Annotated in this window: 23 protein-coding genes; 13 read left to right on the forward strand and 10 right to left on the reverse strand. The window is 58.3% G+C overall.

Annotated features, from left to right (window positions below):
- Positions 1-46 precede the first annotated feature (46 nt).
- From P0D73_RS38675 to P0D73_RS38695, 5 genes are all read left to right on the forward strand, one after another.
- Positions 47-1,609: a PucR family transcriptional regulator gene (locus P0D73_RS38675; protein WP_408435339.1), complete on the forward strand. Its 1,563-nt coding sequence runs from the start codon at positions 47-49 to the stop codon at positions 1,607-1,609.
- A 137-nt stretch (positions 1,610-1,746) separates the two neighbouring features.
- On the forward strand, positions 1,747-4,713 hold the full coding sequence (locus tag P0D73_RS38680; protein ID WP_408435341.1) for an FAD-binding and (Fe-S)-binding domain-containing protein: 2,967 nt from the start codon (positions 1,747-1,749) through the stop codon (positions 4,711-4,713).
- On the forward strand, positions 4,710-5,315 hold the full coding sequence (locus P0D73_RS38685; RefSeq protein ID WP_408435343.1) for a hypothetical protein: 606 nt from the start codon (positions 4,710-4,712) through the stop codon (positions 5,313-5,315). The genes P0D73_RS38680 and P0D73_RS38685 overlap by 4 nt, the downstream gene beginning before the upstream one ends.
- Before the next feature lie 133 nt (positions 5,316-5,448).
- On the forward strand, positions 5,449-6,831 hold the full coding sequence (locus tag P0D73_RS38690; RefSeq protein WP_408181776.1) for an aspartate aminotransferase family protein: 1,383 nt from the start codon (positions 5,449-5,451) through the stop codon (positions 6,829-6,831).
- Between the two features lie 58 nt (positions 6,832-6,889).
- Positions 6,890-8,362: an NAD-dependent succinate-semialdehyde dehydrogenase gene (locus P0D73_RS38695; protein WP_408181778.1), complete on the forward strand. Its 1,473-nt coding sequence runs from the start codon at positions 6,890-6,892 to the stop codon at positions 8,360-8,362.
- Between the two features lie 99 nt (positions 8,363-8,461).
- Here the strand turns inward: P0D73_RS38695 and P0D73_RS38700 are convergent, their stop codons facing one another.
- From P0D73_RS38700 to P0D73_RS38715, 4 genes are all read right to left on the reverse strand, one after another.
- Positions 8,462-8,710, reverse strand: coding sequence for a hypothetical protein (locus P0D73_RS38700; protein ID WP_408181779.1), 249 nt, complete (start codon positions 8,708-8,710; stop codon positions 8,462-8,464).
- Positions 8,711-8,791: 81 nt separating this feature from the next.
- Positions 8,792-9,280 (reverse strand): Lrp/AsnC family transcriptional regulator, encoded by a 489-nt coding sequence (locus tag P0D73_RS38705; RefSeq protein ID WP_408181781.1) that lies wholly within the window; start codon positions 9,278-9,280, stop codon positions 8,792-8,794.
- Between the two features lie 47 nt (positions 9,281-9,327).
- The gene (locus P0D73_RS38710) at positions 9,328-10,053 is read right to left on the reverse strand and encodes a haloacid dehalogenase type II (protein ID WP_408181783.1); all 726 of its coding nucleotides are present in this window, start codon (positions 10,051-10,053) and stop codon (positions 9,328-9,330) included.
- Positions 10,054-10,168: 115 nt separating this feature from the next.
- Entirely contained in the window at positions 10,169-10,894 is a 726-nt protein-coding gene (locus P0D73_RS38715) for a haloacid dehalogenase type II (RefSeq protein WP_408291900.1), read from the reverse strand.
- Between the two features lie 328 nt (positions 10,895-11,222).
- Here P0D73_RS38715 and P0D73_RS38720 point away from each other — a divergent pair, with 328 nt between their 5' ends.
- The 3 genes from P0D73_RS38720 (at position 11,223) to P0D73_RS38730 (ending at position 14,821) form a co-directional block, all read left to right on the forward strand.
- Complete coding sequence (locus P0D73_RS38720) at positions 11,223-12,155, forward strand: DMT family transporter (protein WP_408435345.1); 933 nt, start codon at positions 11,223-11,225, stop codon at positions 12,153-12,155.
- Between the two features lie 307 nt (positions 12,156-12,462).
- On the forward strand, positions 12,463-14,295 hold the full coding sequence (locus P0D73_RS38725; protein WP_408181789.1) for an ATP-binding protein: 1,833 nt from the start codon (positions 12,463-12,465) through the stop codon (positions 14,293-14,295).
- Positions 14,296-14,449: 154 nt separating this feature from the next.
- A complete protein-coding gene (locus P0D73_RS38730; protein ID WP_408181790.1) occupies positions 14,450-14,821 on the forward strand; it encodes a response regulator transcription factor in 372 nt (123 codons plus the stop codon).
- A 43-nt stretch (positions 14,822-14,864) separates the two neighbouring features.
- Here the strand turns inward: P0D73_RS38730 and P0D73_RS38735 are convergent, their stop codons facing one another.
- Positions 14,865-15,521, reverse strand: a complete 657-nt coding sequence (locus P0D73_RS38735; protein ID WP_408435348.1) for a response regulator transcription factor — start codon at positions 15,519-15,521, stop codon at positions 14,865-14,867.
- 404 nt (positions 15,522-15,925) lie between these two features.
- Between P0D73_RS38735 and P0D73_RS38740 the strand changes: the two genes are divergently transcribed.
- The 3 genes from P0D73_RS38740 (at position 15,926) to P0D73_RS38750 (ending at position 17,777) form a co-directional block, all read left to right on the forward strand.
- Positions 15,926-16,450 (forward strand): hypothetical protein, encoded by a 525-nt coding sequence (locus P0D73_RS38740; protein ID WP_408319090.1) that lies wholly within the window; start codon positions 15,926-15,928, stop codon positions 16,448-16,450.
- A 462-nt stretch (positions 16,451-16,912) separates the two neighbouring features.
- Positions 16,913-17,293, forward strand: a complete 381-nt coding sequence (locus tag P0D73_RS38745) for a response regulator (protein ID WP_408181793.1) — start codon at positions 16,913-16,915, stop codon at positions 17,291-17,293.
- A 265-nt stretch (positions 17,294-17,558) separates the two neighbouring features.
- Positions 17,559-17,777: a cold-shock protein gene (locus tag P0D73_RS38750; RefSeq protein WP_408291909.1), complete on the forward strand. Its 219-nt coding sequence runs from the start codon at positions 17,559-17,561 to the stop codon at positions 17,775-17,777.
- A gap of 49 nt (positions 17,778-17,826) precedes the next feature.
- Here the strand turns inward: P0D73_RS38750 and hfq are convergent, their stop codons facing one another.
- Positions 17,827-18,108: an RNA chaperone Hfq gene (gene hfq, locus P0D73_RS38755; protein WP_408435349.1), complete on the reverse strand. Its 282-nt coding sequence runs from the start codon at positions 18,106-18,108 to the stop codon at positions 17,827-17,829.
- Between the two features lie 404 nt (positions 18,109-18,512).
- Entirely contained in the window at positions 18,513-18,728 is a 216-nt protein-coding gene (locus P0D73_RS38760; protein WP_408291913.1) for a hypothetical protein, read from the reverse strand.
- Between the two features lie 280 nt (positions 18,729-19,008).
- Between P0D73_RS38760 and P0D73_RS38765 the strand changes: the two genes are divergently transcribed.
- Together P0D73_RS38765 and P0D73_RS47095 are read left to right on the forward strand one after the other, a co-directional pair.
- The gene (locus tag P0D73_RS38765; RefSeq protein ID WP_408181799.1) at positions 19,009-19,473 is read left to right on the forward strand and encodes a PRC-barrel domain-containing protein; all 465 of its coding nucleotides are present in this window, start codon (positions 19,009-19,011) and stop codon (positions 19,471-19,473) included.
- Positions 19,474-20,182: 709 nt separating this feature from the next.
- The gene (locus P0D73_RS47095) at positions 20,183-20,425 is read left to right on the forward strand and encodes a hypothetical protein (RefSeq protein ID WP_494471458.1); all 243 of its coding nucleotides are present in this window, start codon (positions 20,183-20,185) and stop codon (positions 20,423-20,425) included.
- A 180-nt stretch (positions 20,426-20,605) separates the two neighbouring features.
- Here the strand turns inward: P0D73_RS47095 and P0D73_RS38770 are convergent, their stop codons facing one another.
- The 3 genes from P0D73_RS38770 to P0D73_RS38780 all read right to left on the reverse strand — a co-directional run.
- On the reverse strand, positions 20,606-21,325 hold the full coding sequence (locus P0D73_RS38770) for a hypothetical protein (protein ID WP_408435350.1): 720 nt from the start codon (positions 21,323-21,325) through the stop codon (positions 20,606-20,608).
- 517 nt (positions 21,326-21,842) lie between these two features.
- Positions 21,843-22,295: a hypothetical protein gene (locus P0D73_RS38775; RefSeq protein WP_408181802.1), complete on the reverse strand. Its 453-nt coding sequence runs from the start codon at positions 22,293-22,295 to the stop codon at positions 21,843-21,845.
- A gap of 139 nt (positions 22,296-22,434) precedes the next feature.
- A partial coding sequence (locus P0D73_RS38780; protein WP_408435352.1) for a hypothetical protein occupies positions 22,435-22,731 on the reverse strand: 297 nt, incomplete at its 5' end.

Consider the following 22,731-nt stretch of genomic DNA (forward strand, 5'->3'; position numbering starts at 1 on the left):
GCTGCCGCGGTGTCATGCTGATACCGCGGTGACACTATTCGCCGCCATGAAGCTTGACACCGCGATTCGTGAAACCGTCTTACGTGACGCAGAAGTCGTTGCCGGTCAGGAGAATCTCCAGCGCGAGATTACCTGGGTTCACATGGTCGACCATCCGGACATCGTCAACTGGGTCAAGCCGGGCGAATTGCTGCTGACGACCGGCTACAACTGGCCGAACGATGCTGATACGTCGCGACGGCTGGTACGTGACCTGGGTAAAGTCGGACTCGCAGGCGTCGTACTGGCGGTCCCGCATTTTCGCGACCACTTCCCCCCAGAAGCCATCGACGAGGCTCGCAGCGTCGGCTTGCCTCTCCTGGAGCTGCCGTGGGACGTCCAGTTCAGCCAAATCACCCACGAGATACTCGCGAAGATAATTTACTTCCAAGCCGAGATTATCGAGCGCTCGGAGCAGTTGCACCGCGCGTTAACTAATGCGGCGATGACGGCACTCAGCCTGAGTGACATCGCGAACACGCTGCGAAAGCTCGTGGGCCGCGAGGTCACATTCACGAATCTGTCCGGCGAGCTCCTCGGCACTTCCGCGACCGAAGCGGACGCACCATCGCTGGAAGAGCAATTCGTTGCCTCTCTTTCGGATTCACCCATTGACGCGAAAGACTCTCAAAGACCCACTCGCGTCAAGTTTCAAATCGCCGACCGTATTGTCTATCGACTGCGACTCCCTGTTCGCCTCCACGATTCTCTCGTTGCGGTTCTTTGGCTTGATTTGGACGGCTCGGACGCTGATGAGCTCGACGCGCGTGCAATGGAGCACGCGAGCGTCGTAGCTGCGCTGCATCTAATGCACCAGCAACAACTCACGCAACAGGAAGACCGCTTGGGGTTCGCGCTCGTGGCGGGATTACTTGACGGCGAATTCACCGCGACGCCCAGTGCGCTTGAACGCGCAAAGGTATGCGGATGGAGTCAGACAAGCCCGTACCGAATCTGTCTCGTGCTTCTCGACGAACCCATACCCCTTACGACGGAGGGTCTCAACCGCCGCGAGCGCTGGGTTGGAGCGCTCAAACATCAGCTTCGTGCGAACGGGCAGCCCGAATTGCTTGCGATATGGTTGAACCAGATTAAATTTATTCTTCCCGCGGATGCATCACCCGAAGCACTATGGGACGCAATCCGCGACCAACGCGCGGCCCTGGCGGTCAGCCGCGTTCACACGGGCATTGACGGGATGGCGACAGGTTCAAAAGACGTGGATGCCTTGCTACCCACGTTGCGGCCCGGGAGATTGCATCGGTTCGACGAGATTCTGTTCCCACGTGCGCTTCTTGGCGACGCGAACGCACGCGAGATGCTCATTGAGCGGCTCGTCACACCCCTCGTCACGCGACCACGCGGCGAATCCCTGCTTGAAACGCTGGGCACGCTCGCCGATGAAGGCTTTCAGTTGGTCAATGCGGCTCGCTCGCTCGGCATCCACATCAGTACGATGCGCTACCGCCTCGAGAGAATCGAAGAAATTCTCAACGTCACACTCGAGGACCCCAAGGTCCGTTTCCAGGTTCAAGTCGCCATGACCCTCTACCGTCTTCGGGAAGACTGACCCGCGCGTTCCTACTTCTAATAGGAAGACTTCCACTTTGTGTCGCGCTTTAATTTGGAATGACGCGGGATGTCTCGACAGACGTAAGGTCTGCGCCAAGGGCTCCTCTCGCCGCTCCTTCCGTTTTTCGCGACCAAATGAATTCGAACTTGTCCTCCTCACGCCGCGACCTCAACAAGCTTGTCTCTTTGCAGCGCCAACTCGCTCAGACGACGGACGCCGAGATTAGGTTCGATGCCGGGTCTCGAGCGGCATACGCTTCCGAAGCATCGAACTACCGACAGGTTCCGATAGGCATCGTCTTGCCGCGTACAGTCGAAGACGTCATCTCTGTGATGCGTGCATGCCATGGGGCGGATGTACCCGTACTCACACGCGGCGCGGGCACGTCGATGTGCGGTCAAGCCGTGAACGTTGCGGTGATTATCGACACGTCTCGTCACTTGACCCGGATTGAACAACTTGACGCCGAAAGCCGGACCGCCGTGGTTCAACCGGGCGTCATCTGCGACCAGCTGAAGAGCGCTGCTGCGCTCAAGGGTTTGACGTTCGGCCCGGACCCTGCCACGCACAGCCGTTGCACCATCGGCGGTATGGTTGGCAATAATTCCTGCGGGGCTCATTCGGTTATGGCCGGCAAGACGGCTGAGAACATCGAGTCGATGGAAATCCTGACCTACGATGGAGAAAGGTTCTGGGTCGGCCCAACGGACGAGGCTGCATTTCAGGCACATTTGGCCGCTGGCGGACGTCGCCGAGAGATTGTTCAGGCTCTACGCGACCTGGTCGACCGTCACGCGGTCGAGATTCGTGCGGGATTCCCCAAGCTCAAGCGCCGAGTCTCGGGCTATAGCCTTGACCAGTTGCTGCCAGAGAATGGCTTCAACATTGCCCGCGCACTCGTGGGCTCGGAAGGCACATGTGTCTCGGTCTTGCGCGCGACGACGACCTTGGTGCGCAACCCAACGGCTCGGGTGCTTACCGTTTTCGGATTTCCCACTATTTTCGACGCTGCCGACTGCGTTCCGCAACTGCTGCCGCTCGAACCCATTGCGATGGAAGGGCTCGATACAGGCATAGTCGGTGGCTTGCGTGAACGAGGGGTCGCGCTTGCTGACATCGCTGAGTTGCCGGATGGCAATGCATGGCTAATGGTCGAATTCGGTGCCGACAATCTCGAATCGGCGCTGCAGCGCGCGCAAGCGGCGGCGGACATGACCTTCTCGCTGCCCGGTTGCCCGAATGCGCGCGTGGTGTCCGATGCGACACTGATGAGGCGGCTCTGGTCGGTCCGAGAGACCGGCGCGTCCGCGACGTCCATTGGCGATGACCCTTTGAAGCCGGACCCGGTGGTCGGCTGGGAAGACGCAGCGGTCGAACCGCGGCTGCTGGGCGCGTATCTTCGAGAGTTCGCAGCGTTGGTTGAGCGTTACGGTTACACCACCAACATGTACGGCCACTTTGGCGACGGCTGCATTCATTCGCGTATCAACTTCGACCTGCGCAACAGCCAGGGCATTCACGCCTGGCGCCAGTTCCTGGAAGAAGCAGCGAAGCTCGTCGTCAAGTACGAGGGTTCGCTGTCTGGCGAGCATGGCGACGGACAGGCCAAAGGCGAGTTGCTCTCGCTGATGTACCCGCCGGCAGTCATGGATGCGTTCCGCGAGTTCAAGTCCATCTGGGACCCGAAGAACCGGATGAACCCCGGAAAGCTCATCGATGCGATGCCTGTCGACGAGAACCTGCGGCTTGGCCCCACCTATCGTCGGGTCGACGTACCCAGCCACTTTTCGTTCGGGAACCTTCAGACGCCCGATACTTTTGCGCGCGCCACCGAAAGGTGCATTGGCATGGGGAAGTGCCGCTCCCTCGACGGTGGGACGATGTGCCCCAGCTATCGTGCAACGCGCGAAGAGAAGTATTCGACGCGGGGCCGCAGCCGCCTGCTGTTCGAGTTGCTCAAGGGCGAGGTCATCACTGACGGTTGGGACAACAAGGACGTCAAGGACTCGCTGGACAACTGTCTCGCGTGCAAGGGATGTCGCAGCGATTGCCCGACGCATGTCGACTTGGCTAAATACAAGAGTCACTTCCTGTACGAGCACTATCAGAAAGCCAAGCGTCCGCTGATGGACACGATGATTGGACACATCGGCACATGGCTGCCTATAGCAACTCGCATCAGTGGCGTCGTCAACACCGCGATGAAGATGCGGCCGTTCCGAGCAGTAGCAGAGAAATTCGGGCTTGCATCGCACGTCAAGTTCCCTGCCGTCGCATCATTGGCCTTCCGCAACAGCGAAACCTGCAGACAGCTCGTGCAGGACACTCACACGCTGAATGGCGAATTTAGAACGGTCTTGCTGTGGACCGACACGTTCAACAATGGGTTCTCTCCCGAAGTCCTGGAAGCGTCTGTCCGAGTGCTGCAGTCGTACGGTGTGACGGTTCGGCTCATGAGCAAGCAGATTTGTTGCGGGCGTCCCTACTACGACGCCGGAATGCTGGACCACGCCAGGCGCAATCTCGTCGACATCATGGCGGAACTAAAGGAGGTAATCGCCCTGAAGTTGCCCGTGGTTGTTCTCGAACCTAGCTGCCTCTCGGTCTTCCGGGACGAACTGCGCGCGCTTTTTCCTAAAGACGAAAAAGCTGCCGCGCTGGCTACCTCCGTCAAGACGCTGGCCGAATACCTCGAGGCAGAGGGCTTCGATGTTCCGAAGCTCGACGAGAGCGTCTATGTACACGGGCACTGCCACCAAAAAGCCTGTGGCGGAGTGCAAGCAGAGTCGCGCCTTGTCGGCAAAGCCGCCCAATCAGGAGCAGTTCTGCAGACAGGATGTTGCGGGATGGCTGGCGCATTCGGTTACCACACGAAGACTGCAAACGTCGCTCGGTCTGTCGCCGAATCTGAACTTGTACCAAAAATCCAACCCCTCGATGAGAACGCAGTGCTGGTTAGCGACGGTTTCAGTTGTCGTTCACAGATTCGGAACACCACGGGACGCTCCGCGATACACCTCGCGCAGTGGCTCGATGGCAGGGCTAGAAAAAGTCCGGCACTACGCCCCGTCAAACCTTCCACGCAGGAAGAAACTGTATGAATCGTAGAAACTTCACCAGTCTCGCCGCATTAGGCGCTTCGGCCGTTTTCCTCTCTCGGCCGAGCAACGCTGCAACGAACGTCAATACCAATGGCCGGTCGGCGACGCTTGCCCAAGGTCAGACCGCGATTCGACAGGCGACGTCGAGAGGCTCTGCAATTCAAGCGTGGCTCGAAGTCGTCAAGCTGCGACTGCCGTTTCTTCAGGCCACTGCACTCGTGTCGCGCCCACGCCCAGATGCCCCTAAAGAACTTGGCGCGGTAAGACGGATTTACTCAACGGTCCCCAGCGCTTATCCCGTGGGCGGATGGAAGCAGCTCTCGGGGTCTGACTGGGCTCGGAAGGTGCTCGAACGAGGCGACGTTCTCGTGGCCAACAACGACGTAGACCTGGAGCATTACTTCCCTGACCATCAACTGCTCAAGTCGCTTGGCACCGCCACTCTCATCAACATTCCTGTCGTCGTCTGCAAAAGGACGGTCGGCGCATTCGCCTTCATGTGTGCGGAAGTCGTTCCCGAAACCGCGATAACCGAAGAAATTTGGCTGCTGACCGCACTGACCGCGCCGCTGTTCTCCGACGACCTAGTGCCGACAGCCTGACCAGACAGCAGAAAATGCCGCGCGGAGCGCTGAGTTGAATTGGGGAACCCATACATGGCACGGACGGGCGAAACCAAATGCCGTAGCCTCCAGATATTCTGAGGTTAGGCAGAAACCTATCAAGGATTGTGAAATGTCACTAGCAACGCTTATTGAGTCAGACCGCAAGCATCTCATCCATCCGGTCGCCAACTACCGCGCACATGAGAAGCGTGGCGTCACCGTTCTGGAACGCGGCAAAGGCGCCTGGTTGTACGACGCCGAGGGCAATGAGCTGCTCGACGCGTTCGCGGGACTCTGGTGCGTGAACACCGGCTACGGTCACGAAAGCATCGTCAAAATTGCGGCGGAGCAAATGGCAAAGCTGCCATACGCGACCGGCTACTTCCATTTCGGCTCTCAGCCGGCAATCGAGCTTGCACAGCGTCTCGTAGAGCTTTCGCCGCAGAGTCTTCAACACGTCTACTTCTCGCTGGGCGGCTCGGACGCAGTGGACTCCGCATTGCGTTTCATCACCCATTACTACAACGCCATCGGCCGGCCTAGCAAGAAGCACTTCATCGCTCTGGAGCGTGGCTATCATGGCTCGTCCTCCATTGGTTCGGGCCTGACTGCAATCGCCAGCTTCCATCGGAACTTCGATGTGCCGCTGCCGACTCAGCACCACATTCCGTCGCCATATCCGTATCGCAGCGGGACGCCGGACGATGCGCAAGCCATCATCGCAGGCTCGGTGAAGGCGCTTGAAGACAAGGTCGCTCAACTCGGCGCTGACAATGTGGCGGCATTTTTTTGTGAGCCTGTTCAGGGCTCGGGCGGCGTCATCGTGCCGCCGAAGGGATGGCTCAAGGCGATGCGCGACACGTGCAAGCGACTTGACATCCTGTTTGTGGCAGACGAGGTCATTACTGCCTTCGGCCGTACAGGTCCGATGTTCGCGTGCGAGACCGAAGGAGTGGAGCCCGACCTCATGACCATCGCGAAGGGCCTGACGGCTGGTTACGCTCCGATGGGCGCTGTCCTGATGTCTGACGCCGTGTACCAAGGCATCGCCGACGGCAGCAAGCCCGGCGAAGCAATCGGTCACGGCCAAACCTACTCCGCGCACCCCGTGAGTGCGGCCATTGGACTCGAAGTGCTGCGCCTTTACACCGAAGGCGGCCTTCTGGCGAATGGGCAAGCGCAGGCGCCGCGTTTCGCGAATGGCCTGGACAGTCTTCTCGACCACCCACTTGTTGGTGACTCACGACACGCTGGCCTTCTGGGCGCAGTGGAACTGGTTGCGGACAAGGCGACCCGAGCACGCTTCGACCCCGCGCTGCACCTCGCCGACCGGATTTTCGACGCCGCTGCTCGCAACAAGATTATCTTCAGGGCGTTCGGGGACAATATTCTCGGCTTCGCGCCGGCCCTCTGCTACACGGCGGGCGAAGTCGACATGATGGTGGAGCGGGTTCGCAAAACGCTCGATGACGTTCTGGAAAGCGCCGACGTGCGCCGTGCGATTAAGAGCTAACGCCCGTTTCAGTAAGTTGCACGGGTGATAAGCAACGTATTCTTTGAGGGTATCGAGTATGGAACTGAGACTGAAACGTGAAGAACTTCTGCGTCGGCAGAACCTGATTGGTGGCGAATGGACGGATGCGGCCAATAACGCCCGCTACCCGGTTACGAATCCCGCTACCGGTGAACTCATCACCGAAGTTGCAAACAGCGGAAAGGCCGACGCACGCGCGGCGACGGACGCGGCAGCAAAAGCGGCCAAGGACTGGCGTGAACGTCTGCCCCGCGAACGTGCCGAGATTATCCGCTGCTGGCACGCTCTCATTGTCGCTAACACCGAGGACCTTGCGACAATCATGTCCATGGAACAGGGAAAGCCGATGGCTGAGAGCCGCGGTGAAGTGGCCTATGGCGCATCCTACGTCGCCTGGTTCGCAGATGAGGCAACTCGCGTCTACGGCGACCTCATCCCGCAACAACAGCGCGGCAAGCAGATGCGCACCATCAAAGAGCCTGTCGGGGTTGTCGCGGCCATCACGCCGTGGAACTTCCCGCTCGCGATGATTGCACGCAAGATTGCTCCTGCTCTGGCAGCAGGCTGCACGGTCGTCGGCAAGCCCGCAGAAGACACGCCGCTGACGGCCCTCGCGCTTGCAGCGCTTGCTCAAGAAGCGGGTGTTCCCGCCGGCGTTCTCAACATGCTCAGCGCGTCACGCGACCAGGGCATCGAAGCGGTAGGAGACTGGCTTGCCGATGAACGCGTCCGCAAGATTACGTTCACGGGCTCCACGGCGGTTGGGAAGTATCTCGCTCGCGAGTCGGCCGGCACGCTGAAGAAGCTTTCGCTGGAACTGGGCGGAAACGCTCCCTTCATCGTCTTCGACGACGCGGACCTCGATGCCGCTGTGGTCGGCCTGATGGCTGCAAAGTTCCGTAATGGCGGACAAACGTGCGTTTGTCCGAACCGGATTTACGTGCAGGCGGGCGTATTCGACAAGTTCGCTGAGCTCCTCGCCGCACGAGTGGGCGCACTCAAGGTCGGGCCAGCGACCGACCCGCAGTCGCAAATCGGGCCGATGATTAACGTGAGGGCAATCGACAAGATTGACCGCCACGTGAGCGACGCTGTTTCGAAGGGTGCAAAAGTGTTGACGGGTGGCAAGCGTCTGATGGAGATGGGGCCGAACTACTATGCTCCGACGGTATTGGCGCATGCGAACAACGAGATGCTCGTCACCTGCGAAGAGACTTTCGGGCCTGTAGCCCCGTTGTATTGCTTCGAATCCGAGGAAGAGGCAATTCGCCTGGCTAATGACACGCCTTTTGGTCTCGCTGCGTACTTCTACACGCAAGACATGCGGTGTGCTGACCGCGTCTCCCGCGCTCTCGAAGCGGGAGTCGTTGGGATGAACGAAGGGGCGGTGGCAAGCGAAGCGGCGCCGTTCGGCGGTGTCAAAGAGTCCGGTTACGGCCGCGAGGGCTCGAAGTATGGCCTCGACGACTACCTGTCAATCAAGTATATCTGCCAAGGCGGTCTCGACTAAGGTAGCCGGCCTGCCGCGAGGCCATCATCCAGCACGGACGGTGGCCTTTTTCTTCGCCGCTCAGAACGCCTGGCGAACGCCGACGCGTACAAGTGCGATTCAGTGAAGCAGAGCCGTCAGCTCGGACGCGCACCATTTCTGGAACGCGGCGGCCCGGCCGTAGTTAATGTGGTATCCAACGGCGACGACCGCCCTGTGGCTCAACAGGTACTTGCTCCGGTCGTACTGTTTGACATCGATGTCTGCGTTGATTTCGCCGGTCGCGCCGACTTGCCAGAGCAACTGGGCCGCCTTCTCGGGCTTGATGCCAAACAGATGGGCAACTTGATGGAAGTCGAACCAAGCCACGTTCTCGTTCAGTTTTCCGTGGATTGTCCTGCTGCTAGAGTTGCAGACGTACTGAACCCTCGTCATCCCGCACATGCTCCGTTAGTCGTCTTCAGACATCAACTTGTCGAGCGGCACTGTTTGCTTGACGAACGTTGACCGAATCACGATATAGCTGAAATACTTCTCGATTCCGATATTGCGGTCTACCAGCTTTTCGATGACTTCCTGGTAGTGCCCGATGTTCTTGACGATGGACTTCAGCAAGTAGTCGTATCCACCACTGACCAGGTGACACTCCGTAATCTCATCAAAGTCCCGCAGGTTTGCTTCGAAGCGCGTGAAGTCTTCGCGCCGGTGGTCATGCAGCATGATTTCGGTGAACACGGTCACCGTGCTGGTCAGCTTGGCCAGGTTCAAATGCGCCCCGTAGCCAGAGATGATTCCCGCTGATTCGAGACGCTTCACACGTTGCAGACAAGGGCTCGCGGACAACCCGACGGCGCTTGCAAGGTTGGCGTTCGTCATATTGCCGTTCCTCTGCAGTTCGGCAAGGATTTTGATATCGGTCCGGTCAAGCTTCTGTCGCATATCGTGCGTGCTCGAATTGGCTACTGTGTCAGTCGAAGGCGACTATGCTATCCGTTAGCCAGGTCCTCATGATGCGCCTTGACCAACTGCGCCATGCTCGTGAATTTATAGTCGACGGCTGGTTCGACAGATGTCTTCAGCGTTGCGCCGAATCCACGCTGCTCGTAGCGCCGGTGAATCCAGCATGAGCGAAGCTGCAGCTCACTCGCAGGCTCATGGTCGTGGTAGATGCTATCTGCGATATGGAGTGTATCGTCCTTCTTGATTCCCATCGCTGACAACGTCGAGAAAAGATACTCGAAGTTATTTCGCGATGGCTTGTATGACCCGACATCCTCGGCCGTCACGATTGCATCGAAATCAACCCCCAGCTTCGCGTTGCTCGCTTTGAAGCTTCGGTTATCCACGTTAGACAGGACCACCAGCTTGAAATATTTTTTCAGATATTGAAGCGTGCTAGCTGAGTCTGGGAAAGCGGGCCAATCGCCGACCGAGGCACCATATGCAACCGCTTCATCCCAACTGTAACGTACGCTCCAGTCCTCCGCTAGACGCTTGAACACAACCCGGAGAAGTTGGTCGTAGGGCATCGCAGGCGTGATTTTCTGCTGATACGACTCATGGCGCGCGTGCGCTTCAAGGATTTCGTCACGCGTTAGAGGTTCTGCCACCCTCGATGCGAGTTCCGACAAACCTGATGCGATGCCTGACTCCCAGTCAATCAGAGTCCCGTAGCAGTCGAATGTGAGTGCCTTGAAATCTGTCAAAGCCACAGCGCCTCCTGTGTTTCAGTATCTTCAAAAACCCCATCACGCGGCAATGGTCTTGTCAGCATCCTGAATACGAGAACAGCACGCGTGTCTTCGATGCCGACAAGACATTATTGTCTTACTTCTTCGAAAATGCTTCCTCGTGTGCCTTGGCGAAATCCGCCATGCTGTTGAACCGGAAGTCAATTTTCGGCTGCGAGCCAGGGTTCATCGTCGCACCGAAGCCCGTTTGCGAATGACGGCGGTAAATCCAGCAGGATGCGAGCCCGAACTCATTCGCGGGTTTGTGGTCATGGAAAAGGCTTTCGGCCGTATGAAGGATTTTCTCCTTTTTTATCCCACGGTCGCCGAGCTTTTCCAGCATGTATTCGAAGTTTCGCGGTGATGGCTTATAAGAGCCAACGTCTTCCGCCGTGATGATTGCGTCAAACTCGACCTTCAGCTTGGCGTTGCTGTAAGTGAAGCTCTCGTTGTCGATATTCGATAGGATGACAAGCTTGTAGTGCTTTTTCAGGTACTGCAGCGCAGCCGCAGTATCCTCAAATACGGGCCAATTCCTGACGGACTGACCGTACGTCACGCATTCCTCGTGTGTGAACGACAGGCCCCATTCCTCGGCCAGTCGTTTGTAGACGATGGGCAGCAATTCCTGGTAGCGTTTCGCCGGCGTGTACTTCTGCTGCGAAGACTCGTGACGGGCATGCGCTTCCAATACCTGGTCTCGCGTGAGCGGCACCTTGGCGCGCTCGAGCAAGGGCCGCAGTCCCGCGAAGATGCCAGTCTCCCAGTCAATCAAGGTTCCGTAGCAGTCAAAGGTCAGTGTGTCGAAGTCGGTGAGTTCCACGGTAGCTCCTATCAGATGTCCAGATGAAGACCACAGTGTATTGAGCACGGACGGCAATCAGAACTTTAATCCAGCAGTCGAACAGCAGCTTTTACTGTCTTCATCAGGTTCCGCAGCAGGTTCTGCTGGACGTCCCGGTCGCTTTGTTGCTCGCGGAGGCGACGACATGCCACCGCGCGGGAAGCTCATTTGAAAACAAAGACACTCGCTTACGGCCTGTTTATCTCGTCTCTCTAAAAGCTACGAAACGCCATCGTTGAATTACTGTTTCAGGCAGGAAGACAGCGGCAGGTAGGTGCTGCAGATTGGTCATTTTGGGAGAGACAAGATGGCCCTTTTTGGTATTGCGATGACGATTCTGATGTGGAGCACGCTTGCGACTAGCGTTGACCTCCTGCACGGCATACCCATCTTGTTCGTCAATGGTATTGCTTTGACGATAGGCGGCGTTATCGGTCTGCCATGGGTGCGGCATTGGAAGCTACCCCTGGGCCTTCTGCTGCTCGGAAGCGGGTTGATGTTCGCCTACCACGTCATTTACTTCTTCGCGCTAAAACTCGGCGACCCCATCGGCGTGAGCCTCGTTCATTATTTGTGGCCGATTATTATCGTGTGTATGGCTGGCCGTCCATCATCCGGAGAAGGAGAGCGCCGAACTCTGTTCCTCAGTGCTCTTCTCGGCTTCGGGGGGGCAGCTGCCGCGTGTTGGTCGGTCCAGCAGCCGCTCTTGGCAAGCGACCCAACAAGCCTTGTCGGCCAACACGTCCTCAGACAAGCCGCCGCATACTTCCTCGCTTTGGTATCAGCGTTCGCTTGGGCCGGATACTCAATACTCGGCAAGCGTTACAGCTCCGTCTCCAGCCTCTCGGTTGGTGCATTTTCACTACCCGCGGGATTGGCGTGTCTCGCATTACATTTTGCGACGAGGGAAACGCCGAGCTTGATGGCACAGGACTGGCTAGTTCTGGTCTACATGGGCGTAGGCCCCATGGGCCTTGCGTTTTACCTTTGGGACTTCGGAATGAAGAAGGGAAATACGGGCACAACGACTGCGTTGAGCTATGCGACGCCCGTTCTCTCGACCATATTTCTCGGGTTCCATGCGGAACAAAAGTTATCACCTATGTTGTGGCTAGGCGTCGCCATGGTCACTGCTTCCATAGCCTTGGCTCGGAGCGGCAAGAAGGCCCGAGCGAAGAAAAACAAGCTCTACGAAGTCAAAGGCACTGTTGGGTCGAGCGGCGACGCTCCTACGCTCTGACTGAGTCGTGCAGACCTTACTTCGGCTCCTGACTTGTAGGCGGCGAGCTAGGCTTGGCGATTCGTGGGTGTGTCGGAGCGCAGCTGAGCATTCAGCCGACCCAGCCATTAAATTGATGCATCTCTCTGCGCAAGAGAAAATGAGTAAGCGCATCGTCATGCGGGATGTTCGTAGCGATGCGTTCGACGAAAAGGATTTGCTAACCGGATAGGATGCGAGCCGGATAGACGGCGAAGTCAGAAGCGTCGACTATTGTCGCGAGACCGATGCACGCGGTGGGTGCAGCGGCGCTAAAGGGAGACTTTCCGTGCGCACGACAGTTTCTTCACATGAAAGCAGAAGCTTGCGATACCTGGCGACGCTGTGGATGGGAGGCTGTGTCGCGCTCGGAGCCGTTACTGTGACCTGCGGCCTTCTGGAGCAGGAACTGGGCACCGCCGGCTTCTTTCTGCTGGTTATCGTTGTTCTCCTGTCCCTGCTGGACAGCTTCATCTCATCGCTTATTTTCTCGGTTGCCGGCGCCGCGTTGCTCGGCTATTTTTTCATGGAACCCATCAATAGCTTCCACATCAGCAAACCCGGGGATTTATTCTCCCTTGTTGCCTTTCTCGTCACGTCAATCGCAATCACCACCCTCGTCAGGCGGATTGGCCGCGTGGAAAAGACGCAGCGCGCGCAGGCACAACTGCTGGAACTGACACACGACATCATCATCGTGCGCGATAAAAATAACGTGATTACGTACTGGAACCAGGCAGCCGAGACACTCTATGGATGGAAGAAAGAAGAGGCGATTGGCAAGTTCATTGACGAATTTCTGTGTTCGGCGTTCCCGCTGCCTCGAGACGAGCTCCAGCAGATTTTTCTTCGCGACGGCCAGTGGGAGGGCGAGTTAGTCCACACTAGGCGGGACGGCACCAAGATAATCGTGACGAGCCGCTGGGCGCTGCAGCGCGACGGCGCGGGAAATCCGTTGGCCACGCTTGAGACCAACAACGACATCACGCAGCGCAAGCATGCCGAAGAACTGCTCCGGAAGAGTCAGGCGCAGTACTTCGCCGAAGCGCAGAAACTAAGCAGGACCGGCAGTTTTGGCTGGAATGTCTCGAGCGGCGAACTCCTCTGGTCCGACGAGACTTTTTCTATCTTCGAATACGACCTGGCGGTCGCGCCCAGCGTTGAACTTATCAGGCAGCGGGTGCATCCCGACGATATGCCCCTGTTCGAGGAGAAGATTACAAAGGCACGCGGTTTCACCGTCGACTTTACCGTCGAGCATCGTCTGCTTTTTCCTGATGGACGCATCAAGCACCTCCACGTCGTTGGGAGGTCAGCGAGCGGTCAGCCGGACAATAGAGCGTTCATCGGGGCTGTGATGGACGTGACGGCGGCGAAGCAGACAGAGGAGCGGTTGCGGCATGCGCAAAGCGAACTGGAACGCGTAAGCCGGGTAACGGCGCTGGGTGAGCTGAGTGCATCAATTGCCCACGAAGTGGGACAGCCCCTGGCCGCCATCGTAACAAGCGGTGAAGCATGTCTGCGCTGGTTGCATCGCCAGCCTCCGAACATGGAAGAAATAGAGGGTTGCGTGAGCCACATGACAGACCAGGGGAATCGAGCTGCAGAAATCGTGCAACGTGTGAGGGCGCTCATGAAGGGGGCGCCGCCGGACCGTGCAGCGATTGCAATCAATGACGTGGTCGAAGAGGCGATTATCCTTATCAGGCGGGATATTGAGCGGCAGAGTGACTCGCTGACACGTCGTCTTGCCAGGGAGCTACCGCTGATACGGGGCGACCGTGTGCAGCTCCAGCAGGTGCTCGTCAATTTAATCATCAACGGTCTGCAGGCGATGGCGAGCGTCGACGGCAGGCGCGAACTCATCGTCCAGTCTCGCCTTGACCCTGAAGGCAATGTTGTCGTGGCGGTAAGGGATTCGGGGGCTGGCATCCCGGAGGCCAATCTTCCGCAACTCTTTGAACCGTTCTTTACGACACGCAGTTCCGGCATGGGAATGGGGCTGGCTGTTTCCAGTTCTATTGTTGAAGCCCACCGTGGGCAAATCTGGGCCTCCAATAACCCTGACGGTGGTGCGACGTTCTCGTTCAGCCTTCCGCCATCCATAGAGGAGGAGGTGTGAAAGTGACACACGGCGACCGGCGTGCACATGGTTCGGTTCACATAAAAATTCGTACGATTTCACTGAACGCCGTTGCGAAGTAATCTGCTAATCAGGAGAGACGGGCGGCACCGACCACACGTTATGCCGAGAGAGAATAGTCGAGGGCCTCGTTTTGCAAATTACGCCAGTCGTTTCGATTGTCGACGACGATTCAGCTGTCCGTGTCGCGTTAGGCGGCCTTATCCGGTCGCTTGGCTGGCAGGTGCAGATGTATGAGTCGGCAGAAGAATTTCTTGCATCCGGGCAGGCCGCCCATACCTCCTGCCTGATTTCCGACATCCGCATGCCCGGGATGTCGGGTATCGAGATGCATGAGCGCCTTTGTGCCCAGGGACATGCCCCGGCCACCATCTTTATCAGTGCATATCCGACGCCGGCATTGCAGGCAAAAGCGGCGAGTAACGGCGCACTTGTGTTGTTGCAGAAGCCTTACCAGGCCACTGCAATGATTCACTGGCTCTCGGTCGCTGTCGGAAATCCCTAGCGAGTCATCGACGCTTTGCAGAAGTGCTAACGCACGACGGCGCTCAATGATGACCGCGGTGGAACAGACGGGGCTGGATACCACGCGATTCGGCCTTGCGGACAAGGTCTGGCATCGAGCGCGCATTCATCTTGCACATTACCTGTCCACGGTGAACCTTGACCGTGATTTCGCTGAGGTTCATCTCGGTGGCAATCTGCTTGTTCAGCAGGCCGGAAAGCACAGAGGCCATCACCTCTTTCTCGCGCGTTGACAGGGATTGGTACGAGGCGCGCAGGCCGGCTAACGCGGCCTCTGCCGCGAGCCGCTCACTGTCTTGTGCCAGCGCCTGAGCCACTGCGTCGAGCATGTCCTGGTCGTTGAACGGGTTGGCGAGGAAGTCCAGCGCGCCGGCCTTCATCGCCTTCACTTCCATCTCGATGTCTCCATGACCGGTCACGAAGACGACGGGAATGCGCATGCCGCTATTGACGATTTCCTGGTGAAACGCCATGCCGCTTTTCCCGCGGAGCCGCACGTCGAGGATGAGGCAGCCTGGCCCGGTGGAGCGAGGAAACCGGAGAAATTCGTCCGGGGACTCGAACGTTTCGACGCGCAAGCCTACTGAGCGCATAAGCGTGTCGAGGGCATGCCTGATTCCCTTGTCGTCATCGACGACAAAGACGACCGGACCGTCGGCTCCAGCGGTTTCAGTCGTCATTCGGTGGGTCGGACCAGCAGTCACCTGGGTACCGCGCGAAGCCGCAACGCGGTCGCATCACATCGCATGATAGTGGAGGGGGTACTCACCATCGCCGGACAGCGCGGCAAACATCACGGTACCTTCCAGCAGAATCAGCGGCAACCCATCGAAATTACCTACGAGCCAGGGCCAGGGTCAGAGCCATCCGTTGACGAACCGAGGAACAAGCACCGATTCCCTCAGTGTGTGCCGCCCCCAACGACGACCGATGAATGGTTGACCTTTTCGCCACCGTTCCACCCGGCCGAAATCTGACGCGTACTGTCCTTCAATTCCGGGACGTCCGGGCATCGTGCTTGCTGTAAGGTAATTGTATTAAAGACGCGCCGCCTGTAGCGTCGCATCGGACCTTGGAGCACGTTATGAAAACGCCGGATGCAACGTCGCGCGCGGGCGGCCTCGTTGCGGTGGTGGTCCTGTCCGCAGCTTTGTCCGGTTGCTACTACTACGCGCCCTACGGCTACGTTCCATACGGCGAAGTGGCGGCGGCCGCGCCGCAGCAATATCCTTTCTCGATGCCCGATGCCGCAGCCGGTACAGCCGCGTCAGATGCGACTGCGTCGGCGACCACTTATATCGCACCAGCCGTGCCCGTCTTCGTCGCCCCTGCGTATTACCCCGTCGCGTATCCGTACTACGGACGGCCCGCGTGGTGGGGGCCGTCGGTGTCGCTGAGCTTCGGCTATTGGGGCGGCTGCTGTTACGGCGGTGGCCGGCACGGCTACTGGGGCCGACACGGCTACTGGGGCCACCACGGCTATTGGGGTCACGGATATCGAGGCGGTCGGGGCGGTCATGGCGGCTGGGGTGGCCACGGATACCCCGGGCGTGGTATGGGTGGCGGCCATTACCGGGGCGGTGGCGGAGGCCACGGGCATTCGCATTGAACGCTAACAGAGATGCGCTCGTGTTCAACAGTTCCCCCGACAGCTGAGCCCGTGGATGAACTGGACGCAGCTCGCCAACGCGCGGCAGCGTCGCACCGTGCGGTGACTAGTTTCAGCCTTCATTGCACGTCGACGAGTCTTTCAACACTTCCACTAACAATTAACTGGTGTATGAAGTTAAGCAGAACTATCTGCCAGCGGAAGAGCGCGGACTTCGAAATTTGACTACAAGGCCTTTCTGGCGGGGCTGTCAATTGCCCGCGATAGAGAGTGAGGCTAGGCAGGTCCCGCGCGTTGAAGCGAAGCCCCGGAGCCCTTGGGGCTGCGCTGCTGCCGTTATGTCCTGTTATACTTAGATATTAATTTGTAAAACTAACGTATAGGCAACGCCATTTAATAATATCTTATTACATAAGAAGCATTCTTGGCAGCGCCGCGAACTTCGCGTAATAAGGATATTGAATGAATGTGCTCGTCGTCGACGATAACGAGTTCGTCGCGGACAGTCTGGTCTTCCTGCTCGACTGCATTGGTCACCGCGCCGTTATGGCGCCCGACGGGGAGACTGCGCTGGAGCTGCTCCGAGCCGGCGCTTTCGACCTCGTTCTCCTGGACGAAAACCTCCCCGGCATCAACGGCAGTGCCGTTGCGCTGTCGCTGCTTGACAGGCCAGTCTTCCCCAGGCCCTTTGTTGCCTCGATGACGGGTGACAGCGATAGCAATGCAGAGTTTGCTCGGCTCTTCGATGTGTGTCTGCAAAAACCATTCTCTCTGGAAACGCTCTTGCGGGTCCTCGAAGACGCGCGGCGCGACAGCAATGCGAGCTGTCTTCTGGCAGCCTAGCCCCCCGTCATATCCGCAGTCCACAAACAGGATGACGAATTCCTCGCCGCCGTATGGTAGCCAGCTATTTTTCGGGATATCGATATGCCCAGGACTCCATACGACGTCTCTATGATTTGGGGCAGTACTGTCCGGATAACCGCGGTGGATGCCTGGCCGGGTACGGCGGGAACTGTCGAAAGCCTCTTTGCCTAACGTGGGCGAACGACCTTTCGCAACTGAAGCAGAGGCCCTGATGGCCGGATTTAGCTTGCTCAACGGCTGATTGAAAACGCGCTCGAACAACCGTGAGAGCTTACCCCTCCGCAGCGATGCGAAGGGTTCTGGGCTCATCACGTCGTATGATGGTGGCGAGGATCTGTTTGCGCACTTCTCCGAGTTTCAGGCACAAGGCTTCAAATCGCTGCGGGAAAACCAGAAGGTCAGCTTTGACGTGAAGCAAGGCCCGCGGGTAAGCAGGCGGCCAAACATACAGCTCATCTGACACCGCAGCGCTCTCGCTGTCGCGTGGCCACAGCATGTCATGTTGGTTCTCATCGGACGCGACTTCGCAAGTGGTTCGACTTGTCACCACTCACTGCCACCTCGGTCGGCTCACGTGCCTGGCCCCTGCCATTGACCGGCGCCACGGTCGAAATGGCATGTTTGAAAACAACTTGCACACCTGGACCAGACTCCAGCAGAACTGCAAACTGGTCAAAGGCGGCCAGTTGACCGTTCAGTCTGATGCCGTTTACGAGGAACACGTTTACCGCGGTCTTGTCGTTTACGAGCATCCGCAAAAAAACGTCCTGTACGTCCGGGGGTGCGGTCATGTTCGAGGTCCAAGCGATAGGTCCTTCGATTGTACCGGCGACACCTGGAACCGCCAGTCAATCCAGATGAAGTGCGTTACTGCGGCCCTGCGGCGGAGAGTCGCACCACGCGAAAACGAACGGTCTGCGATTCTCTTCTCATTATGGATGTCTAATTGTCTCTCTTCGCTTAATCAGAAGCTGCTCGAACTTGCTCGCATCGGCGGGCTGGGCACATGGATATCGAAGCGCGTCTCAACGGCTGCCTTCCTGCCCGCGTCATCGGCATGACCGGTAATCGCCACAAAGGTCGTCGCGGCAAGGCACTCCAGTTGACGGAATGTCCGGACCAGTTGATACCCGTCCCATGTCCGGCAGTCCGATGTCACTCATGACTCCGTCACGATACGGCTTGCCGGTGCCTATTACCTGCCCGGATTCAACTCAGGGTGCCGGTGTGAGTAAGGCGCTCCGTACTTCAGCTCGTAGTGAACACCGACGCCAGTGCGCGTTGGCGGGAAGCGGTCACCCTCAACGCATGTGGCATCGAATGTCCGGCCCTCGTTGTCGCCACCTTCAAGAACGACCGAATAGACACCCGACACCGTGACGATTTCGCCGGGTTTGAAAGCGTCTGCCATGATGCCTCCTTTGCTTGCGCCTCTCATTACTCGGGCGAATCTCATCAGTTGCAACGGGCATGCCCAGGAACCCTGCACCGCGCTGCTCGCCTTACGTTTTGAACCCGAGCAAGATTTCCCATCGAAAAAGTGTAGCAGTAGCTCTTTGCAGGGGCGGTTTCCACGAGGTGCGGTTGGTCGTTGGCTTGCCTCTGCCCTACCAAACGACGTCCTTCCGCGGTCTCACGTGGGTATAGCGCTTGCTCACCTCTGTTAATCCCTATTTTGACAGGAGGAAATCATGAGCGCACTCGACCCGCAAGGAAGCCCGTCTGGCGCCGGGGCCCGCATTGTCGGCACGGGAGTAGGCGATGGCCCGGGCCCGGACGTCATGGCTGCGGACACCCTCGATGGAACCAAGGTGGTGACTTCCGATGGCGAAGACGTCGGAAAAATCTCGGACATCATGCTCGACGTTCGCGCTGGCAGGATTGCATACGCGGTGCTGTCCGAAGGCGGATTTCTTGGAATGGGCACGACGCTGCACGCTATGCCGTGGAGCGCATTGACACTCGATACCGATGCGAAATGCTTCCGCGTGGACATCAGCGCGCAACAGCTCAAGGATGACCCTGGTTTTGACAAGGACCATTGGCCTGCAATGGCAGATACAACGTGGGGGACTCAGGTACATCAGTATTACAACCGTTCTCCCTACTGGTCGGCGACGCGGGACCTCGACTCGGGAATAGACACCGATATTTGAACGCGCGAACCAACTGCATGGTGATAGCCGCGCCACGATTGACGGAAACGGCATGGCGCGGCAACCAAAATTTTCAGGAGGGACGCAGTCACGTTTGAACCAGATGAACGTTAACGGACAGACGAATCCTTCCTTCGAACGTTCCACCCAAGTTGGAAATCATGGTGCCGTGGTCTTCACTGCCGTCCAGGACGAACTCTGCTGTGAACGAACGCATGTTTTCCGCTCCGGCGTATCGTGACTTCCCAGAAGACCCTATCGAAAAAAACTCTTTTTACGCGGGCCCTAGGACCGTCATCCACGATGGAAAAAGACTGCCATCCAGTCAATGGCTTGGATGTCAAAGGCAATTCTTTCTCGAAGAAAGAACTTAAAGACATTTCTAGCTAAACGAACTTATATTTTTCGCGACACACCTCGGTCGTAGCTAGGACCTCGGCGACCTCTGACGGAAAGCAATCGGCATCTTGCCAGCGTATTTAAGGGCAATCCGCGCTAGCCGAGGGTGCTACAAAGGCTCGATGTGGCGCTGACCGCCGCGGAGGTGCGTCACGTGTTCTCAAAAAGCACAATCGGCCCAGGACCACGCCGACAAGTTCTCGTCGCGTCAAGGAACTGCACGAGTTCGTGGAGGCCAGCATCTGGCTTCGTGTTCTCAGGCGCTCGGAGTAGTATGGTCATGTACACCTAACCACTAGGAAGGGAGACCATGACTACCTGTCAGCAATGTGGTGGCCAAGGAAAAATCAAGTGCGAAAAATGTGGCGGGACGGGAAAAGTGCAGATAACTGAAATCGAGACTGTTTCAGACATGTCTCACACGTCCAACACCATCACGTGCCCAAAATGCGACGGAGGGCGGTGGCAGCTCTGTACACGATGTTACGGTTCCGGAGAAGTCCACAATAACGAGACCTCCGATACTTTCGACCCCGAAGGCAGAGATACTTGACGCGTGTTGTCGCTCCGCCTCCTGGACCACTCGCGAAGTTTTGGAGACGACCGGCCGCTCGCTGGTCTCGCGAACTTCGACACAATCTCCTTCAGGTCGACGGGGGCGCCGGACGGTCGACCGGGCGACGCCCATCAGAAGCATGTTCCTCGCGCAAAACCGAACGCCAGCCGTCAGGCGTCAACGGGCAGGACTGTTGGTACGTGTGCCCCCACTTCCGCGTGCGGCGCGTACTGCGGCGTCGCTGGACGAGCCGCCTCCTTCCTCGTAAAGGGGTTGATGGCGAAAGCCGAGACTGCCGGACCCCAGAGCGATGATTGCGCCCACGACAAGCGCGGCGAACGAAAACCACGTCGCGCGAGCGACGGCACGGGCAGCGGTATCCGCAGCCTGGCGTGCGTTCTGCTCGGCTTGCGGGCTCGAAGCTACCGAGGCTGCCGACGCGACCACGCTCTGAACCTGTTGTCTGACCGAGTCGACCACCGGGTTGCCGCCGGGCGCCTGGCCCTGCGCGGCCCCCACAGTCGCGCCCGCCGTGGCGACGTTGCCGGCAACGCCGACAGCACCCCCGACGAGGGACGCCATGCCGTACACGACGAAAAGAATCATGACTGCCCACGCGAGCACGCCGTGCAGCCATCCGAGGACAGGTGCACATCGACCAGCGAGATACGAACCGGTGAAGACCGCAACGACCGTCGTGACAATCATCCAGACGCCTGAGCCAAAACCGAATGCGCGCATCGGGTCAGGCTGCGATAGCGGAGACAGGAGTGTTGCGCCGATGGCTGTCCCGAGCACGCTGAGGACGAGATAGACAATGAGTGACAGGATTACGCCGGCGAAAATGGCACCCCATGACACGCGAGGCAGGCCGGTTTGAGTGGCAAGAATCTGCATGATGGCGTCTCCCAGGTTGAAGGCTGTTCAAACGCGGTCTCAACAACTAAGACGTCCGAAGCTTCGACCGCGCAATAGCGACGCAACAGGCGTTCCCGGGAGGCTGGGATAGCGCAAACGGCGTCACGGTCCGGCTCCGCGTAGACGCACATCGTAAGTGGATTGCGCGACGGTTTTGGCGCCATTGGGGGTTGGGTGCGGGGCGCTCGGCTTGCACCTCTGAGGCGGGATAATCGACTCGTATCATGGCGCTGTCTGGTGCGGCTATTTTGCTCGCCCGTGTTGAGCGTTCTCTCTTTTTCGCACCTCGCAGTTTCGCTAAAGGCGACCAGTATTTCAACATTGAGCAGGTCCCGCCGCAACTTCGAAGCTAGGCACAATGTCGCATGGTGTGCCCGCATCACCGATGAACGGTGCGACTCTGCAACGGCTGCGTGCGTTAACACGGTTCGCCGCAGTCGCTCGGTTAGCCAGGCACCTCCCATCACGGCGTCGCAAAACTGGCCGTCGAATCAAATCACGATTCCTGGCTGCGGCAGACCTTCCGGTGGGGTGAGAAGCGCCAGTGGCCGGCCGCGTCCTTTACTGCGAGCGCGCCATAGTCGTAAAGCACCTCGCAAGCGGTGGCGGGTCTCAGGCCAGTTATGTCCTCAATAATAAGAAGCGTACGCGAGGCTGTGTCCACGCCCACGGGAGCCACAGTGTCGGCGCTGAGGCCAAAATCTTCCGTCTCCGGGTTGTATCGGTTCGCGCCTGCGCACGGACGCTCGCCATGCGCGGCATACTCCGCGAACTCGTGGAGGTGCCAATCCAGCTCTGGAGTATTGACAGGAACAGGCATCGCCGGGGCTCGTTTTCCTGCCTGGTATAAATGTCCACGGTCCAGGCTTAACCCCAATGCCTGCAGCGCGCGAAGCGCCTCGTCGCCGTCATGATATGAGCCGAACAGCGCAACGATAACTTGCGGCATGCGGTTCCTCCATACGTCATCAGCTGATGCGCACTCAAGCGCGCAAGGGCTATACCTGGCCGGGCAAGCGCGCAAGCAGCATGACTTCCAGTTCGTCGTACCGTCTGTGTTTTGGCGCAGCGCCTATCTCTCTCGCCTCTTACTCGGGTGCGTCTTCATCGCGCATTTCGTCGTGCTGTTCGTTGTCCTCGGACTGTAGGATAGGGGCAGCATTGTCCGGCGTCGCTGAGTCACGGTCGCTGTCTGCGATATCATCCGCGAGCTTGTCCTGGTCATCTTTGCGGCTGACACCGCGTGCCTGTTCCTTTGGATGGTTCGTCATCGCATGCTCCGAAGAGGAAAGCAGTAACTCGGTGCGCCACCCGCACGTGATGCTGCAATCAGGGTTGAACGATTTGCGGCCGACGGTCGAACCGTTACGCTGCCAGAAGTGGGT

The organism is Paraburkholderia sp. RL18-101-BIB-B (assembly GCF_046026985.1).
Lineage (GTDB): Bacteria > Pseudomonadota > Gammaproteobacteria > Burkholderiales > Burkholderiaceae > Paraburkholderia.

What these genes read in the sequence shown, in the direction of transcription:
- P0D73_RS38745 (WP_408181793.1), top strand. Translation starts at nt 16,913, where the DNA reads ATGAATGTGCTCGTCGTCGACGATAACGAGTTCGTCGCGGACAGTCTG.
- P0D73_RS38675 (WP_408435339.1), top strand. Translation starts at nt 47, where the DNA reads ATGAAGCTTGACACCGCGATTCGTGAAACCGTCTTACGTGACGCAGAA.
- P0D73_RS38765 (WP_408181799.1), top strand. Translation starts at nt 19,009, where the DNA reads ATGAGCGCACTCGACCCGCAAGGAAGCCCGTCTGGCGCCGGGGCCCGC.
- P0D73_RS38775 (WP_408181802.1), bottom strand. Translation starts at nt 22,295, where the DNA reads ATGCCGCAAGTTATCGTTGCGCTGTTCGGCTCATATCATGACGGCGAC.
- P0D73_RS38705 (WP_408181781.1), bottom strand. Translation starts at nt 9,280, where the DNA reads ATGCGACAGAAGCTTGACCGGACCGATATCAAAATCCTTGCCGAACTG.
- P0D73_RS38680 (WP_408435341.1), top strand. Translation starts at nt 1,747, where the DNA reads ATGAATTCGAACTTGTCCTCCTCACGCCGCGACCTCAACAAGCTTGTC.
- P0D73_RS38685 (WP_408435343.1), top strand. Translation starts at nt 4,710, where the DNA reads ATGAATCGTAGAAACTTCACCAGTCTCGCCGCATTAGGCGCTTCGGCC.
- P0D73_RS47095 (WP_494471458.1), top strand. Translation starts at nt 20,183, where the DNA reads ATGACTACCTGTCAGCAATGTGGTGGCCAAGGAAAAATCAAGTGCGAA.
- P0D73_RS38770 (WP_408435350.1), bottom strand. Translation starts at nt 21,325, where the DNA reads ATGCAGATTCTTGCCACTCAAACCGGCCTGCCTCGCGTGTCATGGGGT.
- P0D73_RS38720 (WP_408435345.1), top strand. Translation starts at nt 11,223, where the DNA reads ATGGCCCTTTTTGGTATTGCGATGACGATTCTGATGTGGAGCACGCTT.
- P0D73_RS38735 (WP_408435348.1), bottom strand. Translation starts at nt 15,521, where the DNA reads ATGACGACTGAAACCGCTGGAGCCGACGGTCCGGTCGTCTTTGTCGTC.
- P0D73_RS38695 (WP_408181778.1), top strand. Translation starts at nt 6,890, where the DNA reads ATGGAACTGAGACTGAAACGTGAAGAACTTCTGCGTCGGCAGAACCTG.
- P0D73_RS38760 (WP_408291913.1), bottom strand. Translation starts at nt 18,728, where the DNA reads ATGGCAGACGCTTTCAAACCCGGCGAAATCGTCACGGTGTCGGGTGTC.
- hfq (WP_408435349.1), bottom strand. Translation starts at nt 18,108, where the DNA reads ATGACCGCACCCCCGGACGTACAGGACGTTTTTTTGCGGATGCTCGTA.
- P0D73_RS38740 (WP_408319090.1), top strand. Translation starts at nt 15,926, where the DNA reads ATGAAAACGCCGGATGCAACGTCGCGCGCGGGCGGCCTCGTTGCGGTG.
- P0D73_RS38690 (WP_408181776.1), top strand. Translation starts at nt 5,449, where the DNA reads ATGTCACTAGCAACGCTTATTGAGTCAGACCGCAAGCATCTCATCCAT.